Source organism: Vibrio sp. 1641, assembly GCF_033339995.1.
GTDB lineage: Bacteria > Pseudomonadota > Gammaproteobacteria > Enterobacterales > Vibrionaceae > Vibrio > Vibrio alginolyticus.
The window spans coordinates 309,644-325,045 of sequence record NZ_JAWOVP010000001.1 but is presented as its reverse complement, the minus strand read 5'-3'; the positions used below and the strand labels follow the sequence as shown (position 1 = coordinate 325,045).

Here is a 15,402-nt window from a genome sequence, read left to right as displayed (position 1 = left end):
AGTTTCACTTAACTTTCATTTAATGAAATTATTATTGTTTCAAATGAAATTTCAATTGATCAAAATCAAGATCTCGTTCGATTGTCAGATCTATAGTGATCCCATCATCAAAACGAAGATTTTGTTTAAGGTAGAAACCATGATTGAACTTTATTTAGATACTGCTGATGTGGCAGAAGTAAAACGCTTTAACCAGTGCCTACCGCTAAAAGGCGTGACGACAAACCCAAGCATTTTGGCAAAGTCAAAACAGGGACTGAATGAAACCCTAGCAGGCATGCAAGAAGCACTTGGTGGTACACCTCGCTTTCATGCTCAAGTTGTGAGTTCAACCGTCGAAGGTATGCTGGCAGAAGCGCGCCAACTGAATGAATTGCCCTACGATATGGTGGTAAAAGTGCCAGCAACAGAAACCGGCTTAGCAGCAATTAAGCTAATGAAAAAAGAGGGAATTCAGGTTCTTGCTACCGCTATCTATTCAGCTCAACAAGGGTTCCTTGCAGCACTGTGCGGCGCAGACTACCTAGCGCCTTACGTAAACCGCATCGATGCGATGAACAGCAATGGTGTTGAAGTGGTCGCGGATCTTCAATTGTTGCTCGATCAAAACCAACTACCAGCGAAGATTTTGGCAGCGAGTTTCAAGAATACTCAACAAGCAATGGAGGTGATGAAACTGGGTATCGAAGCCATTACATTACCAACAGATGTGGCAGCGCAAATGTTCGCTCACCCAGCAGTAAAACCTGCGGTTGAACAGTTCGATAAAGACTGGAAAGAGACGTTCGGCGACAAGCTTTCATTTGAAAGCTAATTAAAAGTAAGAACTCAATATTTTAGTCAACAATAAGGGAATCTTAACTCACCCTGTGCGCCGGTGAGTTTAAGATTCCCTTGTGTCTTTCATATAAAGAGGCGATGTTTACAGCAGTTCTCTATTGGTCAGTGACCAAAGGTACACGCGCTTGAGTAAACTGATTTTGAACCTCTTACGAATACCTCGTTTGGAATGTCGACGTCGGTTTGGTGGCACAATGGCTTTCATCTCGGTTTTCATTTCTTTTCCATCCACCAACGCAGTAGACCCCCGATGCAGTAAGCCAGCATATCTTTCCAACCAAATGTGGCGCCCAAAATTACAGCCAGAGGAGATGAAGATTCGATACCAAGCCAAACTGCGACCTGTAACAGTTGCCCCAACTCGACGGCAAACGCAATCAACACCACCAGTGAAACCAGCCAGTTAACGGGCATGGAGAACAAGCTTGCAAGAAAGTAGTAGAGCCAAACCACAACCAGAACATCACCAAATGTCGGGCGAATAAAGCTGTCTCGAACATAGAGCGCAATAACGACCAATGTGATAAAACACACCAAGCTTTTCAGTCCATTTTTTGCAGAAAATTGCAGGCGGATAGCAGACGTCTCTTCCACCATATCGCTTGGCTGCCCAGTGAGAACTGCTCGCTTAAACGTCTTCATGATTCGCCTTTGCACTTTCTTCTGCTTTCTTATTTCGTGCGTACCAGTCGATGTTGCGTGTAATAACCATAGTGAAACTCAAAATCGCAAAACACAGTAATGTCCCCATAACCAATGCGTAGCTTTCTGCTTGTAGCAAGCCAAACAGTAATCCGTAGAGAGTGAGCAAACACGCTCCGAAGATCGCGCCGTGTTTGGTGTTGCTCAACATACCGCTCACGTAAACACTTAAAAGCCCCGTCGATGCGACTGCTGACACCACATATGCCCAGTTAAAGCCGAGGTGTTCACTCATCGAAATCAGCAATAGATAGAAAAGTGCTAAAGCCAGACCAATAAAGCCGTATTGCACTGGGTGAACCGGACGCGCTTGGAACAGCTCCAGTAAGAAGAAACTCGCAAACACTAATGTGATAACCAACAGTGAATAGTTCACAGCTCGGTGGGATTTCAAATAGTGGTCCACGGGATCAATCAAATCTACGCCCATTTGTCGCTGTTCAAGCTCGTGACAAGCGTGATTCGATGACAAACAGCTTTGGAACAGCTGCGCGATATTGGTAGAGAAGTTATTGCTCGCCCATTGTGCATTAAATCCATCCTCAGAAACTTCTGATGACACCGGTAAGTAATCACCGATAAAGCTTGGATGTGCCCAAGTTGAAGAGAGCTCCACCGTTGTTTGACTGCCGATTGGTGTGACTTGAAGCTGCCCCATCCCTTGTAGCAAGAAGTTAAGATCGAATGCCAAAGGTTGTGCTGGGTTTAGGTCTGCAAGTGTCAGATCACTGTGGAAGCCTTGTGGTAACTGATTTAACCCCGTTCCCGGTGCGACTTCGATATCAGAGCTCGCCATGGTCATGTCATCCAAACGAATCAATCCACGGCTGTCTTCAATGCCAACGACTAGGCTCATGTTGTCAATATCAAGCCCCTGCAACGCCGCGAGTTCGTCTGCATCAAAAGTGCCTTTCAGTGCCACTTGTGCTTTGTATAAACGCGCACGGTAAATACCTCGGTACTTTTCAAAACTGTCCAGATTTGCGCTCATATCAAAAGTGCTAGGTAGGAGGAATTTACGACGCTCTTTAATCTGTACTTTGTCATCTCGGTAACTGGTTTCGGTGTAGTTAACCATGATGAATGGGCCAATGATGCGCTGTTCGCCGCTGCTGCTGCGTGCGATGTCGTTTCTGACTTCATCTTGGCGATATGAGCGTTCTGAGATCAGCCCTGTGACCATTGAAAGCGGGATTTGCAGTAAGACAAACAAAAACAGCACGAAGGCGAACTTCGTGCCGAGTTGGTTATTGAGGATCTTTTTCATGTTTCATTCTCCATTTGCTGATGGAAGTAATCTAAATCAGCAATTTGGAGAACGAATGGAGCTAATGTGGAGTTTCTATGGAGTTGGTAAAATCAGGGTCACTTTCACGCCAGAATCGACGTTTTCGACTTGTAACTGACCTTTGTGCAGCTTGATCACTTGCTCAACAAAATTCAGCCCGAGCCCAGTGCTCTTAACGCCATTTTCCCGAGCGAGGGAGTAGAAGCGTTCCGTCAAACGCGACATCGCGTAGTCGGGAATGTGAGGACCTGAATTGAAAATCGACAGGCACATTTTCTCTTTCGCGACCTCAGCTTTCCATTCAATGCATCCCTCCGAATCAACAAAATCCAGCGCATTGTCCATCAAGTTAAAAACGGCTTGTTTCAGTAAGAAGGCATCACCAAGCACGGCGAGATGGTCATCAATTTGGATGTTGGCAATCACCGACTTTGCACTCAAGCGCGCATCCGCCGATTCAACCACTTCATTGACCATTTGTTTTAGCGAGATAGCTTCGACTTGCTCTAGCTCGGGGCGCTTTTCAAGACGAGCCAGTTCGAGCAACTTATCAATCAATGACTGCATGCGGTCGCTTTCTCGCTCAATGTTACCAGCAAAGCGCGCGACCTTTTCTTCAGGCAACGGCATTTGTAATATTTCACTCGCGCCTTTAATCGCTGATAACGGGCTTTTCAGCTCATGAGTCAGCGTTTGTACGTACTCTTCCACATATTGTTTGCCATCGAGCTGATTGCGCATTTTCTCTAATGCGTCGCTTAGCGTGCCGTACTCATAAAAGATACGAAATGTCGGCTTAGAGACCTTTTCACCCTCACCCATTTTGGTCGCGTAGTCTTCTAGCTTGTTCAGTGCTGAGTGAATTCGCCAAGCAAACAATGCCCCTGCCAATAGCACTAAACCACTCATCCACACCATCCAAAACAGCACATTGCGTTTAGAAAGATCGATGAAGGGTTGTACTGAGCGATTGGATTTTGCCACCGTCACGCTGCCAATGATTTCACCTTTGTGGTAAATGGGCGCAGCCACGTGCATAACGGTTGAGAGCGGATCTTTCGGGTCTTCGATAGTACTGCGCGCGCCGTATTGACCACGCAACGTGAGATAAACATCGTTCCATTGCGAGTAGTCTTTGCCTACGTCTTGCAGCCAAGAATCCGCAATCACAATCCCTTGTTTATCGGTGATGTAAATTCGATGGTTAATCGCTTTTTTACCGATTTCCCAAATGCGCGCTTGAGGCTCTCGCTGTCCATAAGCCGTTAATAGTTTGGAGAAGCGACTCTCAGACAACTTTCCGTTCGCAACGTCTTCTTCCGCCAATACCGCAAGCAAGTTCGCCATATCCACTAGCGTCTCTTCGGTGGTTTGGCGCACGGTTGGCTTAAGTTCTTGGACAACCGTTTTGCTCACCATGTAAGCCGTCATCCCGACTAAGATGAAGTAGAGAAAAAACAGTCTGAGTCCAAGCGGGATCTTCGGCCAGCGATTCATCATTCACCTTTTATGCAGTAAAAGTAACCAAAGCCACGCTTGGTACAGATGCGTTCAGACATCTCAAACGGCTTCAACTTATGGCGAATGGCTTTGATGTGGGTATCGATATTGCGCTCGTACGCAGCTTCCGGCGCCATGTCAGCAGCGATCATAAGTTGCTCTCGACTCAATACATTGGAAGAGACGGAAATCAGCTTATCGAGGATCTTAAATTCCAGCGCAGTTAACCCAAGCATTTGCCCGCCAACACCGTAGTCAAAGTTCTGCGCAACCAAATCTTGACTAAATTGAGGTTGATCTGGAACAGCCACAGGCTCTGGTTTGTGCTCCATCATTGGCGCTTTAGCTTTGATTCGAAGTTTAATGCGAGCCAACATTTCGCGCGGGCTAAATGGCTTAGTCACGTAATCATCCGCGCCAATCTCCAAGCCCACGACGCGGTCAATTTCATCGCTTCTTGCGGTGAGAAAGATAATGGGGATATCAGAAAACTCACGGATGGTTTTGCACAATTCAAAACCATTGCCATCCGGTAAGCCTACGTCTAAGACAAGTAACGCTGCGGAGTTGTGCTGCAAAAAAGCTAAGCCCTCTCCTGCTGTTGCAAACCACTCTGCGTGGTAGCCATCCATCTCTAATACATGAATCAGGTTCTCTGCGATAGCAGATTCATCCTCGATAATAAGGACGGTGGGTTGTTCGCTCAATGTCTTAGCCTCATTGACGGTGTTTATCTTTATGTTGGTATTATCACTTAATTTGGGGCCAAGGCTAGTGGATTGATGCAGCAAAGGCGCAGTTCGTGGATAATACTAATCAAACACACTTCTATTCAGCATAATAAATTTATCACTTAGATTAATGAGTCACCACAATTGTGAATACAATGATTTCAACCATTGATATGAACAGTGTTCATTTTAAACTCAAGTTATCAATTCGATTTTATTTAAAGGACAGTCACTGATGAAAAGAGCGCTAATCCCCCTGGCTTTACTGACTTTGCTCTCAGGTTGCGCCAGCATGTCTCCGGATGAGTGCAAAACGGCAAACTGGTACAACGTAGGTTATCAAGATGGCCGAGACGGCAACGATCCAAACATTATCAATAGCTATACCGAAGACTGTGGTGAAGCGGGTGTGACACCCGACCGAGCGAAATGGAAAGAAGGCTTTGATAAAGGCACTATCCAATATTGCTCACCAGACAATGGGTACACTGTCGGTATCGAAGGCAAAGAATATTACGGTGTATGCAGCAGCAAAGAGTTTATTGAGAACTACCAGTTAGGTCATCAAGAATATCAACGCCAGCAACGCATCCAACAAATCGATACTGAAATCTCGGTCATCGATAATCAGCTTGATGGCAATCCAGACAAAGATAATGCCAAGAGACTGAAAGAGAAGAGAAAGCGATTGGCTGACGAGCGTTCAAGCCTCCTATCGCCAACCATCAACTTGAATCTGAATTTCTAAATCGATTGGATTTAGCTTCTAAAAATTCATGGCCCTAGCTCAGTTCTAGGGTCATGAATTGACTGTTCGGATCGAGTTCGTAATCCCCGAACGGCTCGCAGTACACAAAGCCATGCTTTTCATACAACAGGCGCGCTGGTTTAAAAAACTCCATCGAGCCCGTTTCTAAACTCAAGCGCTGCAAACCTTTTTGCTTCGCTTGCTCAATCACATGAATCAATAATTGAGATGCCACACCTTGGTTTCTTGCCGTAGGCGTGGTGCGCATGGATTTCAGCTCCGCGTGTTGGTCATCCAACTCTTTAATCGCCGCACACCCAAGCAGTTGCTCACCTTTCCATCCGGTCCAAAATGTCACTTCTGGCGCCTTGAGCTTATCTAAATCTAACGCATGCACGCTTTCTGGTGGTGACGTGGCGTACATGTCCTGTAAATGTCCTTCCAACAGCGCTATCACTTGCGGCCGTTCTAAATTGTCGATTTCAATCCTCATCTTTCCATCCTTGGTTTTTCCTAGCTAAAGCGGCTGTCTCATAATGTGTTGCGGTCCAACGGGGCCTCCGTGGTAAAGCTCATTGGTATCTTCAAACCCTGATTTTAAATAGCACTGATAAGCGGGTATGTTGCGGCAATTCACAGTGAGATAAAGCGCATCAAACTCGGGATAATGGCGTTTGGCGAAATCGGCAAACTGTTGAATGGCTTGCTTGGCGATGCCTTTGCCTTGATGACGGTGATCCACCAGCAAAGCACGTACGCCTAAACTGTTTTTCGGGCAAAAATCGTATTTCTCGCTGTAAGCAGCATCAAATAGAAAAAAGCCAACCACGTCATCGTCTGCCAAAATCAGATGCGGAAGCTCTGTGGGTTCAAGACGTGTAAGCATTTCACCCACATCCGCGACCGTAAACTGCGATTGCTCTTCTAGAACGCTAAGTTCGCAAGTGTGTTCATGTCGCTCAGGCGAATACTTTTCAATAGTAATCATAATCTTCCTTGTTGTTTTTATGCTCAATTCATACAGGGTATGTCGTAAATAGAAATACCTAGTGTCGTATTTCCCACTCGCAGGCAAACGTTTAGCACTCTATTATCCTCGCCATTCGATAGAGAGGTTTCCATGTCCCGTTTTTTACTTTGTAGTTTTGCACTCGTTTTACTCTACCCTACTGCCATTGATTTGTACCTTGTTGGTTTGCCTCAAATTGCGTCAGATCTCAACGCCAGTGAATCTCAGTTGCATATTGCGTTTTCGATCTATTTAGCTGGCATGGCTACCACCATGTTATTCGCGGGGAAAATTGCAGACTCTGTGGGACGAAAACCTATTGCCGTCGTCGGCGCGATGATCTTCGTGCTCGCGTCTTTTCTCGGCGGGATGGCTGAGCAACCAAACACTTTCTTGATTGCTCGCTTTTGCCAAGGCATCGGGGCTGGATCTTGCTATGTCGTCGCATTCGCGATTTTACGCGACACGTTAGACGATGAACGCCGCGCGAAAGTATTGTCGATGCTCAATGGCATCACCTGTATCATTCCAGTGATCGCACCCGTGATTGGTCACTTGATTATGCTGAAATTTCCTTGGCCGAGTTTGTTTACCACAATGGCAGGAATGGGCATTCTCGTCAGTGTATTGGCCATTTTTGTTCTCAAGGAATCACTACCCAGCCAACAAGGTGAAGAACAGACAACGCCAGAGAGCCATCAAGAGACTTTCTTCGAGCGATTTTTTATCAGTAGGCTGATCATTACTGCACTTGGAGTGACCACCATCCTGACCTTTGTTAACGCTTCACCAATTGTTGTGATGAGTATGCTTGGTTTTGATCGCGGTGGCTATTCTTCCATCATGGCGGGGACTGCGACGATCAGTATGTTGATTTCGTTCTCGGCGCCATTGGCATTGGGGATTTTCAAGCAGCGAACCTTAATGATGAGCTCTCAAGTATTGCTCGTTTGTTCAGCCATCGTGCTCAGTGCAGCCCATTTCCATGATGGACAACCTTTTTACTATGTGTTCGGACTTGGGCTGATTTGCGCAGGCTTCGCTTGTGGCTTTGGCGTGGCCATGAGCCAAGCGCTCAGCCCATTCTCTCAACAAGCTGGCGTGGCGAGCTCGTTACTGGGCATTGCTCAAGTTTGTAGTTCCGCGTTCTATATTTGGTTTATGGGTTTCATCGGCGTTACTGCACTGAATATGTTGGTGTTTATCTTAGTGCTAGGTAGCGTAATCAGCCTTGCTCTAATACTATTGATTCCAAAGCCTGTTCACGATACCCATTATGAAGAAATCCCTAGCGCGACTTGATTTAAACTTACTGTTCACTCTGCAATTATTGTTGCAAGAGCAAAGCGTCTCGAAAGCCTCGAAATAGCTGAACGTTACGCCCTCTACCGTAAGTAAGTCGCTCAACAAACTTCGTCATTGGTTCGATGATCCTTTGTTTGTCAAAACACCTAAAGGTCTTGCGCCAACGCCTTTGGCACAAAGCATGGAGCAAGATCTTGCAGAATGGCTGCAAATTGGCAGCCAAATTGCAGAAAAACGCAGCGATATTACGCCTAAAGGAGTGCGTTTTGATATCACGATTGAGTCGCCATTAGTGCTCACAGTGCTGGACAGACTCATCGTCGCTATCCACCAGCGATACCCTGAAGCGAAAGTAAAAACCAGTAACTGGGATTACGATTCACTCGACGCCATCATTCGAGGCGAGACGGATATCGGTTTTACCGGCCGAGAAAGTCACTCTAGATCGAAAGAGTCGTTGGATCTTCTGCCTTATTTCTTGGATTTTGAGATTCTATTTTATGACCTGCCGATGGTGTATTTGCATAAAGATCATCCGGCTTTACAGCAAGAGTGGAATCTCGAGACCTTTCTGAGCTACCAACACATCAATATTGTTTGGGAAAAAAGTGAAACTTGGGCGTTGGATGAAGTATTAACGGAACTAGGGCTACAGCGCTCTATCGGGCTGACGATGTCCAACTTTGAGCAATCCCTTTTTATGGCAGCGCAGCCGACGCATGGCATGATCACCACCGCGCCGCACTATTGCAAAAGTTACACAGAAAAGCTGCATCTCGATTTGGTGTGCTTGCCAATTCCGTTAGACCAAGCTCAACAAGACAAGTTACTGATTCCATTCACCATGATTTGGCATAAACGCAATGCGTACAACCCCAAATTGCTATGGTTGAAAAACACCATTAAGTCATTGTACAAACAACCTTCCCAACCACAGTAAGACTCAGGCTAAGGTCAGGTTTTCTCTGGTTATTTTTAATGACTTTCTTGCTCTGATAGCTATAACTAATCACTTTATCAACTAATAAAAATGTTCTTTTGGATCTACACTAGCTGTTCATTTACACGCTAAGGATCAAGGATGTCGACCTTCTTACTCACTGCTATTGCAATGCTGGCGTTCGCTGCCAATTCATTATTGTGCCGACTTGCCTTGGCAGAAGGGTTAATTGATGCAGGAAGCTTCACGCTCGTTCGATTGATATCTGGCGCGATTACCTTAATCGCAATGCTTGTCGTGAGAGGTCAGTGGAAAACCGATCGGCCAACTTCTCGCTTTCGCTTTTTTGCTGGCGTGGCGTTATTTGGTTACGCAGCCCTTTTCTCTTTCGCGTACTTACAACTGGCGACAGGAACTGGTGCTTTGCTTTTGTTTGGTGCCGTGCAACTTACGTTACTGGCAATCTATTGGTGGCAAGGTGAGCGCTTTCAGTTTCTCGAAATCATCGGTATCGGCCTTTCAATTGTTGGATTTGTTTGGTTGATGTTGCCATCTGCCACTCGCCCCGATATTAGCTCTGCACTTCTCATGTTGATTTCTGGCGTTTGTTGGGCTGCGTTTACTGCGCTCGGTAAACAAGCGCCTTCTCCAAGTAGTGGAATCACGTGGGGATTCATCGCAGCATCAATAATTGGCGTGCTCCTTTCGCCATTAATCTTGTCCTCAATCCAACTTTCTTTGAGCGGAGTGTTGCTCGCTATCGCATCTGGTGCCATTGCCTCTGGCCTTGGTTATACACTTTGGTACCAAGTCGTACGTAAGCTCTCTTTACTTCAAGCCGCCGTCAGCCAACTTTCCGTGCCAGCCATTGCTTTACTACTCGGCAGCATCGTACTCCACGAGCCTCTTTCACTGCATACTCTTTTAACCAGCGGCATCATTCTTGGTGGGATCGCTTTGGTTTTTTTATCTCGATCCAAAAAAACAAACGAACAATCGGCAAGCCGATAAAAAGTAATAACTTTCCCTCTCAAATACCCATTCATCATCTATGCTTTTTAAAGCAGTAAAGCTCATTGCAGATGGTACAAGTGGTCTGCTTTGGTACCAGGCGAAGAATATAAGGTGAGAATTGGCTCACACAATGCAGCGATTTTGTTTCAAAAGTGAGAATCATCACAGATCGCGAATTTGCTCGTTTTAGGCGTTTCACCAATAACGCCAAGGGCTAGCACGAGATCAAGCCAAATACGCACTTTTTGTTTTGACAAAGGGTTTACAAAGCACACTTTTTCACCCGCTATATTCCGCCCCCCGAATTTATTCAGAACAAGATTCTGATTATTCATATAAGAAATTCATCAACTTATAACGATAAGCCTGAGCAAACTTTGACACTATGAACGACAAAATAAAATTCGCTATTAAAGTATCGCTTAGCCTGACTCTGGCTTATCTGATCCCGTTTGCCATGGGTTGGCCGCAAGCATCGACGGCCGCAACTACTGTAATGCTGATTGCATCGACAGGCAGTCGTCGTGAATCACTCGCCAAAGGTACCTTACGCGTGTTAGGTACATTGGTTGGTGCCGTGGTTGGCTTGTTACTGGTGGGGTTGTTTGCTCAAGACCGCTTGCTGTACATGCTGAGCGTGTCGGTTGTGGTCTCATTCATTTTTTACTTCCGTAATGCCTATCAAAAAGATCCAACGCTACTCATGCTGACCGGCGTGATGACACTGATGATGTCCAATGGCGGTGACGCAGAAGGTGCGTTTCTTTATGGCGTTGACCGCGCCTACATGACGGTGTTTGGGGTGGTGGTTTACACACTCGTGGGGACTTTCTTATTCCCGACCAAAACAGAACAAAACCTAAGACAGCTCATCGAACAACTCAACCAAGCACAACGCGCGTTGTTCACCTCTATCTTGCAAAATTTCGAGCAAAAATCGGCAGGGCAAATCTCTCCTCAAGAAGGCGGAGAAGAAAATCCAGAAGCGGAAGAGCCACAACCTCCTAGCGTGGACACTCTCATCGAACAGATGTTTGCCGCTCAAAATGCGCTCGAACAGCGTTTTGCCACGGTCAGTGTGGAATGCAGTGACGTGTCGGCCTACATGAAAGAGTGGCGCTTGGCAGTTCATTTGAACAAGCAGGTAACGCAACAATTGACCGTCGCGGCGCACAGCCACTTTAGCCACCAGCAAGACCGTGAAAGCATCAGCAACTTTGATCAAGCCGTGGCGGAAATTGACGCGCTATTTGATACCTGCCAACAAGTCTGGGACGAAAAAGAACCCGCTTATCGTGCCCAGGAATTCAAAGTCAAATACAACCAAGCGTTGCTAGAAGACGCAGCTCACCTAGAGAAAGGCTCTGCGCTTACGCTTGGTCACCTGTTGGAACTGATGCATCAAAACTTGTCGCGTTTAGCGGAGAGCATTAGCTGTATTGACTCTGTGACGAACAATGTCTCCTTTGACGTGCCACTGCCGAAACCGAAAGGCAAGTTTCTATGGTGGGACGCAGAAAACTTTAAAACCGCGGTCAAAACCTTTGTCACTTATTGGGTTGCTGGACTGATTTGGATTTATTTCAATCCACCAGGCGGCTATTCATTCGTGGTCTTCTCGACCATGTTTATGTCTTTGCTGTCGTTCGTGCCTGTGCACCCAATTTTGTTGCTTGTGCTGTTCACTTTCGGCTTCTTGTTCGCGGTGCCTTCTTACGTCTTCATTCTTCCGCAATTGGATCTCGGGTTAGAACTTGGCCTGTTCATCTTTATCTACACCTTTATCGGCTTTTATCTGTTTAACGGGCCAGTGACGATTTTCTATATGATTGGCTTGTTTGTTCTTGGTTTAGACAACAACATGTTTTATCACTTCGGGATCCTCATGACGATCATGCTGTTGTTCTACATGGTGGTGTTCATGATTATTTTCGCGCACTACTTCCCGTTTAGCTCACGACCAGAACACCTCTTTTTGACCATAAAAGAACGCTACTTCCGACATACCCGAGAGCTGTTCACTACCTATCAACAGCAGTCCAGCTCGGTTATTACGCCGCTCAAACGGGCCTTGCACTTGGTGACGCTCAATGTCTCATCGAAAAAGCTCAAAGTCTGGGGTTCGAAAATCAACCACAAACACTTTGATAAAACCACGCCAGAAGCGATTGGCGCGTTTAGCAAAGCGTGTGATGTACTCAGTAATCACATCAACATCTTAATGGCCGCCGAGAAAAAGTTGATGACCAATCCACTAATTACTCAGCTTCGCCAACAGCACCGCGATTCCATCATTCCTTTGATGGCGGGCGCTTTAGCCAGCCATCAAGCAACACAAGAACTCGACTCCGTATTCGACCAATACAGTCAGGATTACCAAACATTCGAAGATAAACTGGAAGATTTTTTTAGTGAGTTGGATTTATCTGACTACGCTTATTCAGAGATAGCCGGTTTTTATATCTTGCTGAATTTAAAACGGAACGTGTTCGAAGCAATCAAGCATTGCAAGCAAACCTACGAGGATATCGATTGGGTGAACTTACAACAGAAGCGTTTTTAAAGGTGGGGATATGATGCTTCCAAAACTAACCAAACCAAGCCTCGCCATACTTTCTTTGCTCGGACTCAGTGCGTGTACCACGGTAGGACCAGATTATGTTCATCCAAAGCAGGCGCCACTGCCAAGTGACTGGTCGGTGCAAAAAGCAGCCAAAGATACGCAGCAATCAGAGCAACAGCTACAACAATGGTGGCAGCAATTTAATGACTCAACTCTTAATCAGCTGGTTGAGTTGGCGAGCAAACAAAACCTCGATTTAGAAGCCGCAGGGCTACGAATTGTTCAAGCACGTTCATTGCTTGGTATTTCGACTGGCTTGCAATACCCACAAGTTCAAACCGTGTCAGGAAACCTAGCGCGTGCCTACGTAAATGATCAGGGCGTGAATAACGCCACTTTGTCGTTTGATGCTGCTTGGGAAATGGATGTTTGGGGCAAGTATGCTCGCGGAATTGAGTCGGCAGAAGCGGGTTACTACGCATCCATCGCATCGTATCACGACATCATGGTCACCATAACCGCCGAAGTGGCGCGCAATTACATCAACTATCGCACATTCCAAGAACGTATTTTGCTGTCTCGCCGCAACATAGAGATTCAAGAGCGTGTCGTACGTATTACTCAGGTGCAGTTCGACTCTGGCAACGTTACAGAATTGGACGTTCAACAAGCTAAAAACCAACTCTACACCACCAAAGCAGCGTTACCGAGCCTCGAAGTGGCAATGAAGCAATCACGTACTGTGTTGGCTTTGCTACTGGGTCTGTTACCAGAAGAAGTAGATCGACTGCTACAGTCAGATGGGATGCACAAGCAAATCGCTGAGTACGAAGCCCAGTTCAAATCGACGGGCAGAAAATCGGCGCTATCGGGCACCGACGAGCGTTCCATTGTGCCACGTCCACCGCTTTTGGATACGCAAGTGGATGCTAACTTAGTGATGCGACGTCCGGATTTGCAAGTCTCTGAGATGCAAGCTCGCGCGCAAAGTGCGCAGATTGGCGTGGCAGAAACCGCTCTGTACCCAAGCTTTTCGTTGTTCGGTTCCATCGGTATCGACAGTACGGTTCCCGATGGCAGCAGTTTCAGTTTTAGCGATTCGCTCACCATGGTGGTTGGCCCAACGTTCAGTTGGAACATTTTCCAATACGGACGCGTGAAAAATAACATTCGTTTCGAAGATGCTCGCTTCCAAGAAACGCTGACGAACTACAACAAAAAGGTACTGCAAGCCGTTAATGAAGTCACCAATGCAATCGAAGCGTATGACCTGTATTTGCAACAAAAAGATTTACGCTTGCAATCGGTCAACTCTTCCATTCGTGCGTTCAACATATCCATGACACAGTACGAAAACGGACAAATTTCATTCGAACGTCTGCTTAACTCGGTAGAAAAAATGACCCGCGCAGAAGACAGCTACGCAACGATCAAAGGTAATGTTGCGAACCAAGTTGTCGCGCTCTACAAAGCCCTCGGTGGAGGCTGGCAAACCCAAACAGGCAAACCTTTCATCAGTGAATCGATTGCCACGCAGATGACAGAGCGCACTGACTGGGGAAGTTATTTAAATGAAGAAAACCGCGTATTGCCGCCTTTGCGACTCGAAACTCCGGCTGAGACCAGTGATGAAAACAAAACGGAGGATCGGTAATGCCTCATGAACTCTCTTGGGGAGACGTTTACTTTTCTCCTACGCTACTGGTGCTCTTTCTCGCCGTCACGGCCACGTGGATAACGGTGATGATATTGAACAAGACACGTTTGTCTCGCTTCATCGCTTTTCCGTCTCTGACGTTTATTGCCATCATGGTCGGTTATGTGGTGGCCATCGACAGCTTTTATATTCAATTTTAGGTGCCAAACAAGATGAAAAAACTATTCGTAATCGCACTCAATCTTGTCATTCTTGGTGGCGCAGCTTGGCTCGGCTATCAAAAGTTTGAGGAATACTTTAATAACCCATGGACACGAGATGGGCAAGTGCGTGCTAACGTCATCAAAGTGGCTCCTCGCGTATCAGGCCCAATTGTAAATGTCGCAGTGCAAGACAACCAAGAAGTAAAAACGGGGGATTTACTGTTTGAAATCGACCCTGCGACTTACCAGGTTGCGTTATCTCAAGCCGAAGTAGCACTGGAGCGCTCCATTGTTAGCTCTCGCGGTAAAAAAATCGAATATGACCGCTTAAAAGACATTCGTGCCAAAGACCGTGGCGCAGTTTCTCATAAGGATCTGATTCGTCGTGAAATCGCTTACGAAGAATCGCTACTGCAAATCAAATCTGCAGAAGAACAACTAAAATCAGCACGCCTTAACCTCAGCTTTACCAAAGTTTATGCGACCGTCGATGGTTTTGTATCTAACCTCGATATTAGAAACGGTACGCAAGCGGTCGCAAACCAACCACTGCTCGCACTGATCGACAAAAACAGCTTTTGGGTATTTGGTTTCTTCCGTGAAAACCAACTTGCGCAAATCGAACCTGGCAGCCAAGCGCGTGTCACTTTGATGTCTCACCCAGACACGCCAATTGACGCGACGGTTGACTCGATTGGTTGGGGTATTGCGCCCAAAGACGGCACGGTCGGCTACAACCTTCTTCCAAACGTAAACCCTGTTTTTCAGTGGATTCGCCTAGCACAACGTATTCCGGTGCGAATCTCCCTACAAGAACTTCCTGAAGATGTTGATCTTCGATTCGGGCTTTCTGCGTCCATCATGGTGATGAAAGAGTCATCCGCAGACAGTGAACAATAACT

Annotated in this window: 15 protein-coding genes and 1 pseudogene; 9 read left to right on the top strand and 7 right to left on the bottom strand. The window is 46.4% G+C overall.

The features are described from left to right. Positions 1 to 139 precede the first annotated feature (139 nt). The gene (locus R7Z47_RS01445) at positions 140 to 814 is read left to right on the top strand and encodes a fructose-6-phosphate aldolase (protein ID WP_262606625.1); all 675 of its coding nucleotides are present in this window, start codon (positions 140 to 142) and stop codon (positions 812 to 814) included. 108 nt (positions 815 to 922) lie between these two features. On the opposite strand, the gene R7Z47_RS01440 is transcribed toward R7Z47_RS01445, so the two are convergent. From R7Z47_RS01440 to R7Z47_RS01420, 5 genes are all read right to left on the bottom strand, one after another. Next, on the bottom strand, positions 923 to 1,057 hold the full coding sequence (locus R7Z47_RS01440) for a hypothetical protein (protein WP_262606626.1): 135 nt from the start codon (positions 1,055 to 1,057) through the stop codon (positions 923 to 925). Beyond that, entirely contained in the window at positions 1,054 to 1,482 is a 429-nt protein-coding gene (locus R7Z47_RS01435; protein ID WP_262606627.1) for a DUF2809 domain-containing protein, read from the bottom strand. The genes R7Z47_RS01440 and R7Z47_RS01435 overlap by 4 nt, the downstream gene beginning before the upstream one ends. Next, complete coding sequence (creD, locus tag R7Z47_RS01430) at positions 1,469 to 2,809, bottom strand: cell envelope integrity protein CreD (RefSeq protein WP_318129768.1); 1,341 nt, start codon at positions 2,807 to 2,809, stop codon at positions 1,469 to 1,471. Before creD ends, R7Z47_RS01435 begins: the two co-directional genes overlap by 14 nt. A gap of 75 nt (positions 2,810 to 2,884) precedes the next feature. Further along, a complete protein-coding gene (gene creC, locus R7Z47_RS01425) occupies positions 2,885 to 4,327 on the bottom strand; it encodes a two-component system sensor histidine kinase CreC (protein ID WP_213876152.1) in 1,443 nt (480 codons plus the stop codon). Beyond that, positions 4,327 to 5,037 (bottom strand): response regulator, encoded by a 711-nt coding sequence (locus tag R7Z47_RS01420; RefSeq protein WP_318129767.1) that lies wholly within the window; start codon positions 5,035 to 5,037, stop codon positions 4,327 to 4,329. The genes creC and R7Z47_RS01420 overlap by 1 nt, the downstream gene beginning before the upstream one ends. A 259-nt stretch (positions 5,038 to 5,296) precedes the next feature. On the opposite strand from R7Z47_RS01420, the gene R7Z47_RS01415 reads away from it, so the two are divergent. Further along, a complete protein-coding gene (locus R7Z47_RS01415) occupies positions 5,297 to 5,809 on the top strand; it encodes a DUF2799 domain-containing protein (protein ID WP_005374970.1) in 513 nt (170 codons plus the stop codon). A 34-nt stretch (positions 5,810 to 5,843) separates the two neighbouring features. On the opposite strand, the gene R7Z47_RS01410 is transcribed toward R7Z47_RS01415, so the two are convergent. Together R7Z47_RS01410 and R7Z47_RS01405 are read right to left on the bottom strand one after the other, a co-directional pair. After that, positions 5,844 to 6,302 carry a GNAT family N-acetyltransferase gene (locus tag R7Z47_RS01410; protein WP_005386911.1) on the bottom strand — a complete coding sequence of 153 codons (459 nt, stop codon included), beginning with the start codon at positions 6,300 to 6,302 and terminating at the stop codon, positions 5,844 to 5,846. A gap of 24 nt (positions 6,303 to 6,326) precedes the next feature. Continuing rightward, positions 6,327 to 6,797, bottom strand: a complete 471-nt coding sequence (locus tag R7Z47_RS01405; protein WP_017820545.1) for a GNAT family N-acetyltransferase — start codon at positions 6,795 to 6,797, stop codon at positions 6,327 to 6,329. A 132-nt stretch (positions 6,798 to 6,929) separates the two neighbouring features. Between R7Z47_RS01405 and R7Z47_RS01400 the strand changes: the two genes are divergently transcribed. From R7Z47_RS01400 to R7Z47_RS01370, 7 genes and pseudogenes are all read left to right on the top strand, one after another. Then, positions 6,930 to 8,120, top strand: coding sequence for an MFS transporter (locus R7Z47_RS01400; protein ID WP_262606629.1), 1,191 nt, complete (start codon positions 6,930 to 6,932; stop codon positions 8,118 to 8,120). Beyond that, positions 8,095 to 9,063: pseudogene (gene yidZ, locus R7Z47_RS01395) on the top strand (HTH-type transcriptional regulator YidZ). The gene R7Z47_RS01400 and the pseudogene yidZ overlap by 26 nt, the downstream one beginning before the upstream one ends. Positions 9,064 to 9,204: 141 nt before the next feature. Beyond that, on the top strand, positions 9,205 to 10,074 hold the full coding sequence (locus R7Z47_RS01390; protein ID WP_262606630.1) for a DMT family transporter: 870 nt from the start codon (positions 9,205 to 9,207) through the stop codon (positions 10,072 to 10,074). Between the two features lie 388 nt (positions 10,075 to 10,462). Continuing rightward, complete coding sequence (locus R7Z47_RS01385) at positions 10,463 to 12,640, top strand: FUSC family protein (protein ID WP_005386930.1); 2,178 nt, start codon at positions 10,463 to 10,465, stop codon at positions 12,638 to 12,640. A 10-nt stretch (positions 12,641 to 12,650) separates the two neighbouring features. Continuing rightward, positions 12,651 to 14,294, top strand: a complete 1,644-nt coding sequence (locus R7Z47_RS01380; protein ID WP_033906682.1) for a TolC family protein — start codon at positions 12,651 to 12,653, stop codon at positions 14,292 to 14,294. Beyond that, on the top strand, positions 14,294 to 14,497 hold the full coding sequence (locus R7Z47_RS01375) for a DUF1656 domain-containing protein (protein ID WP_005374946.1): 204 nt from the start codon (positions 14,294 to 14,296) through the stop codon (positions 14,495 to 14,497). Before R7Z47_RS01380 ends, R7Z47_RS01375 begins: the two co-directional genes overlap by 1 nt. 12 nt (positions 14,498 to 14,509) lie before the next feature. Further along, positions 14,510 to 15,400, top strand: coding sequence for an HlyD family secretion protein (locus R7Z47_RS01370; RefSeq protein ID WP_047102391.1), 891 nt, complete (start codon positions 14,510 to 14,512; stop codon positions 15,398 to 15,400). Positions 15,401 to 15,402 lie beyond the last annotated feature (2 nt).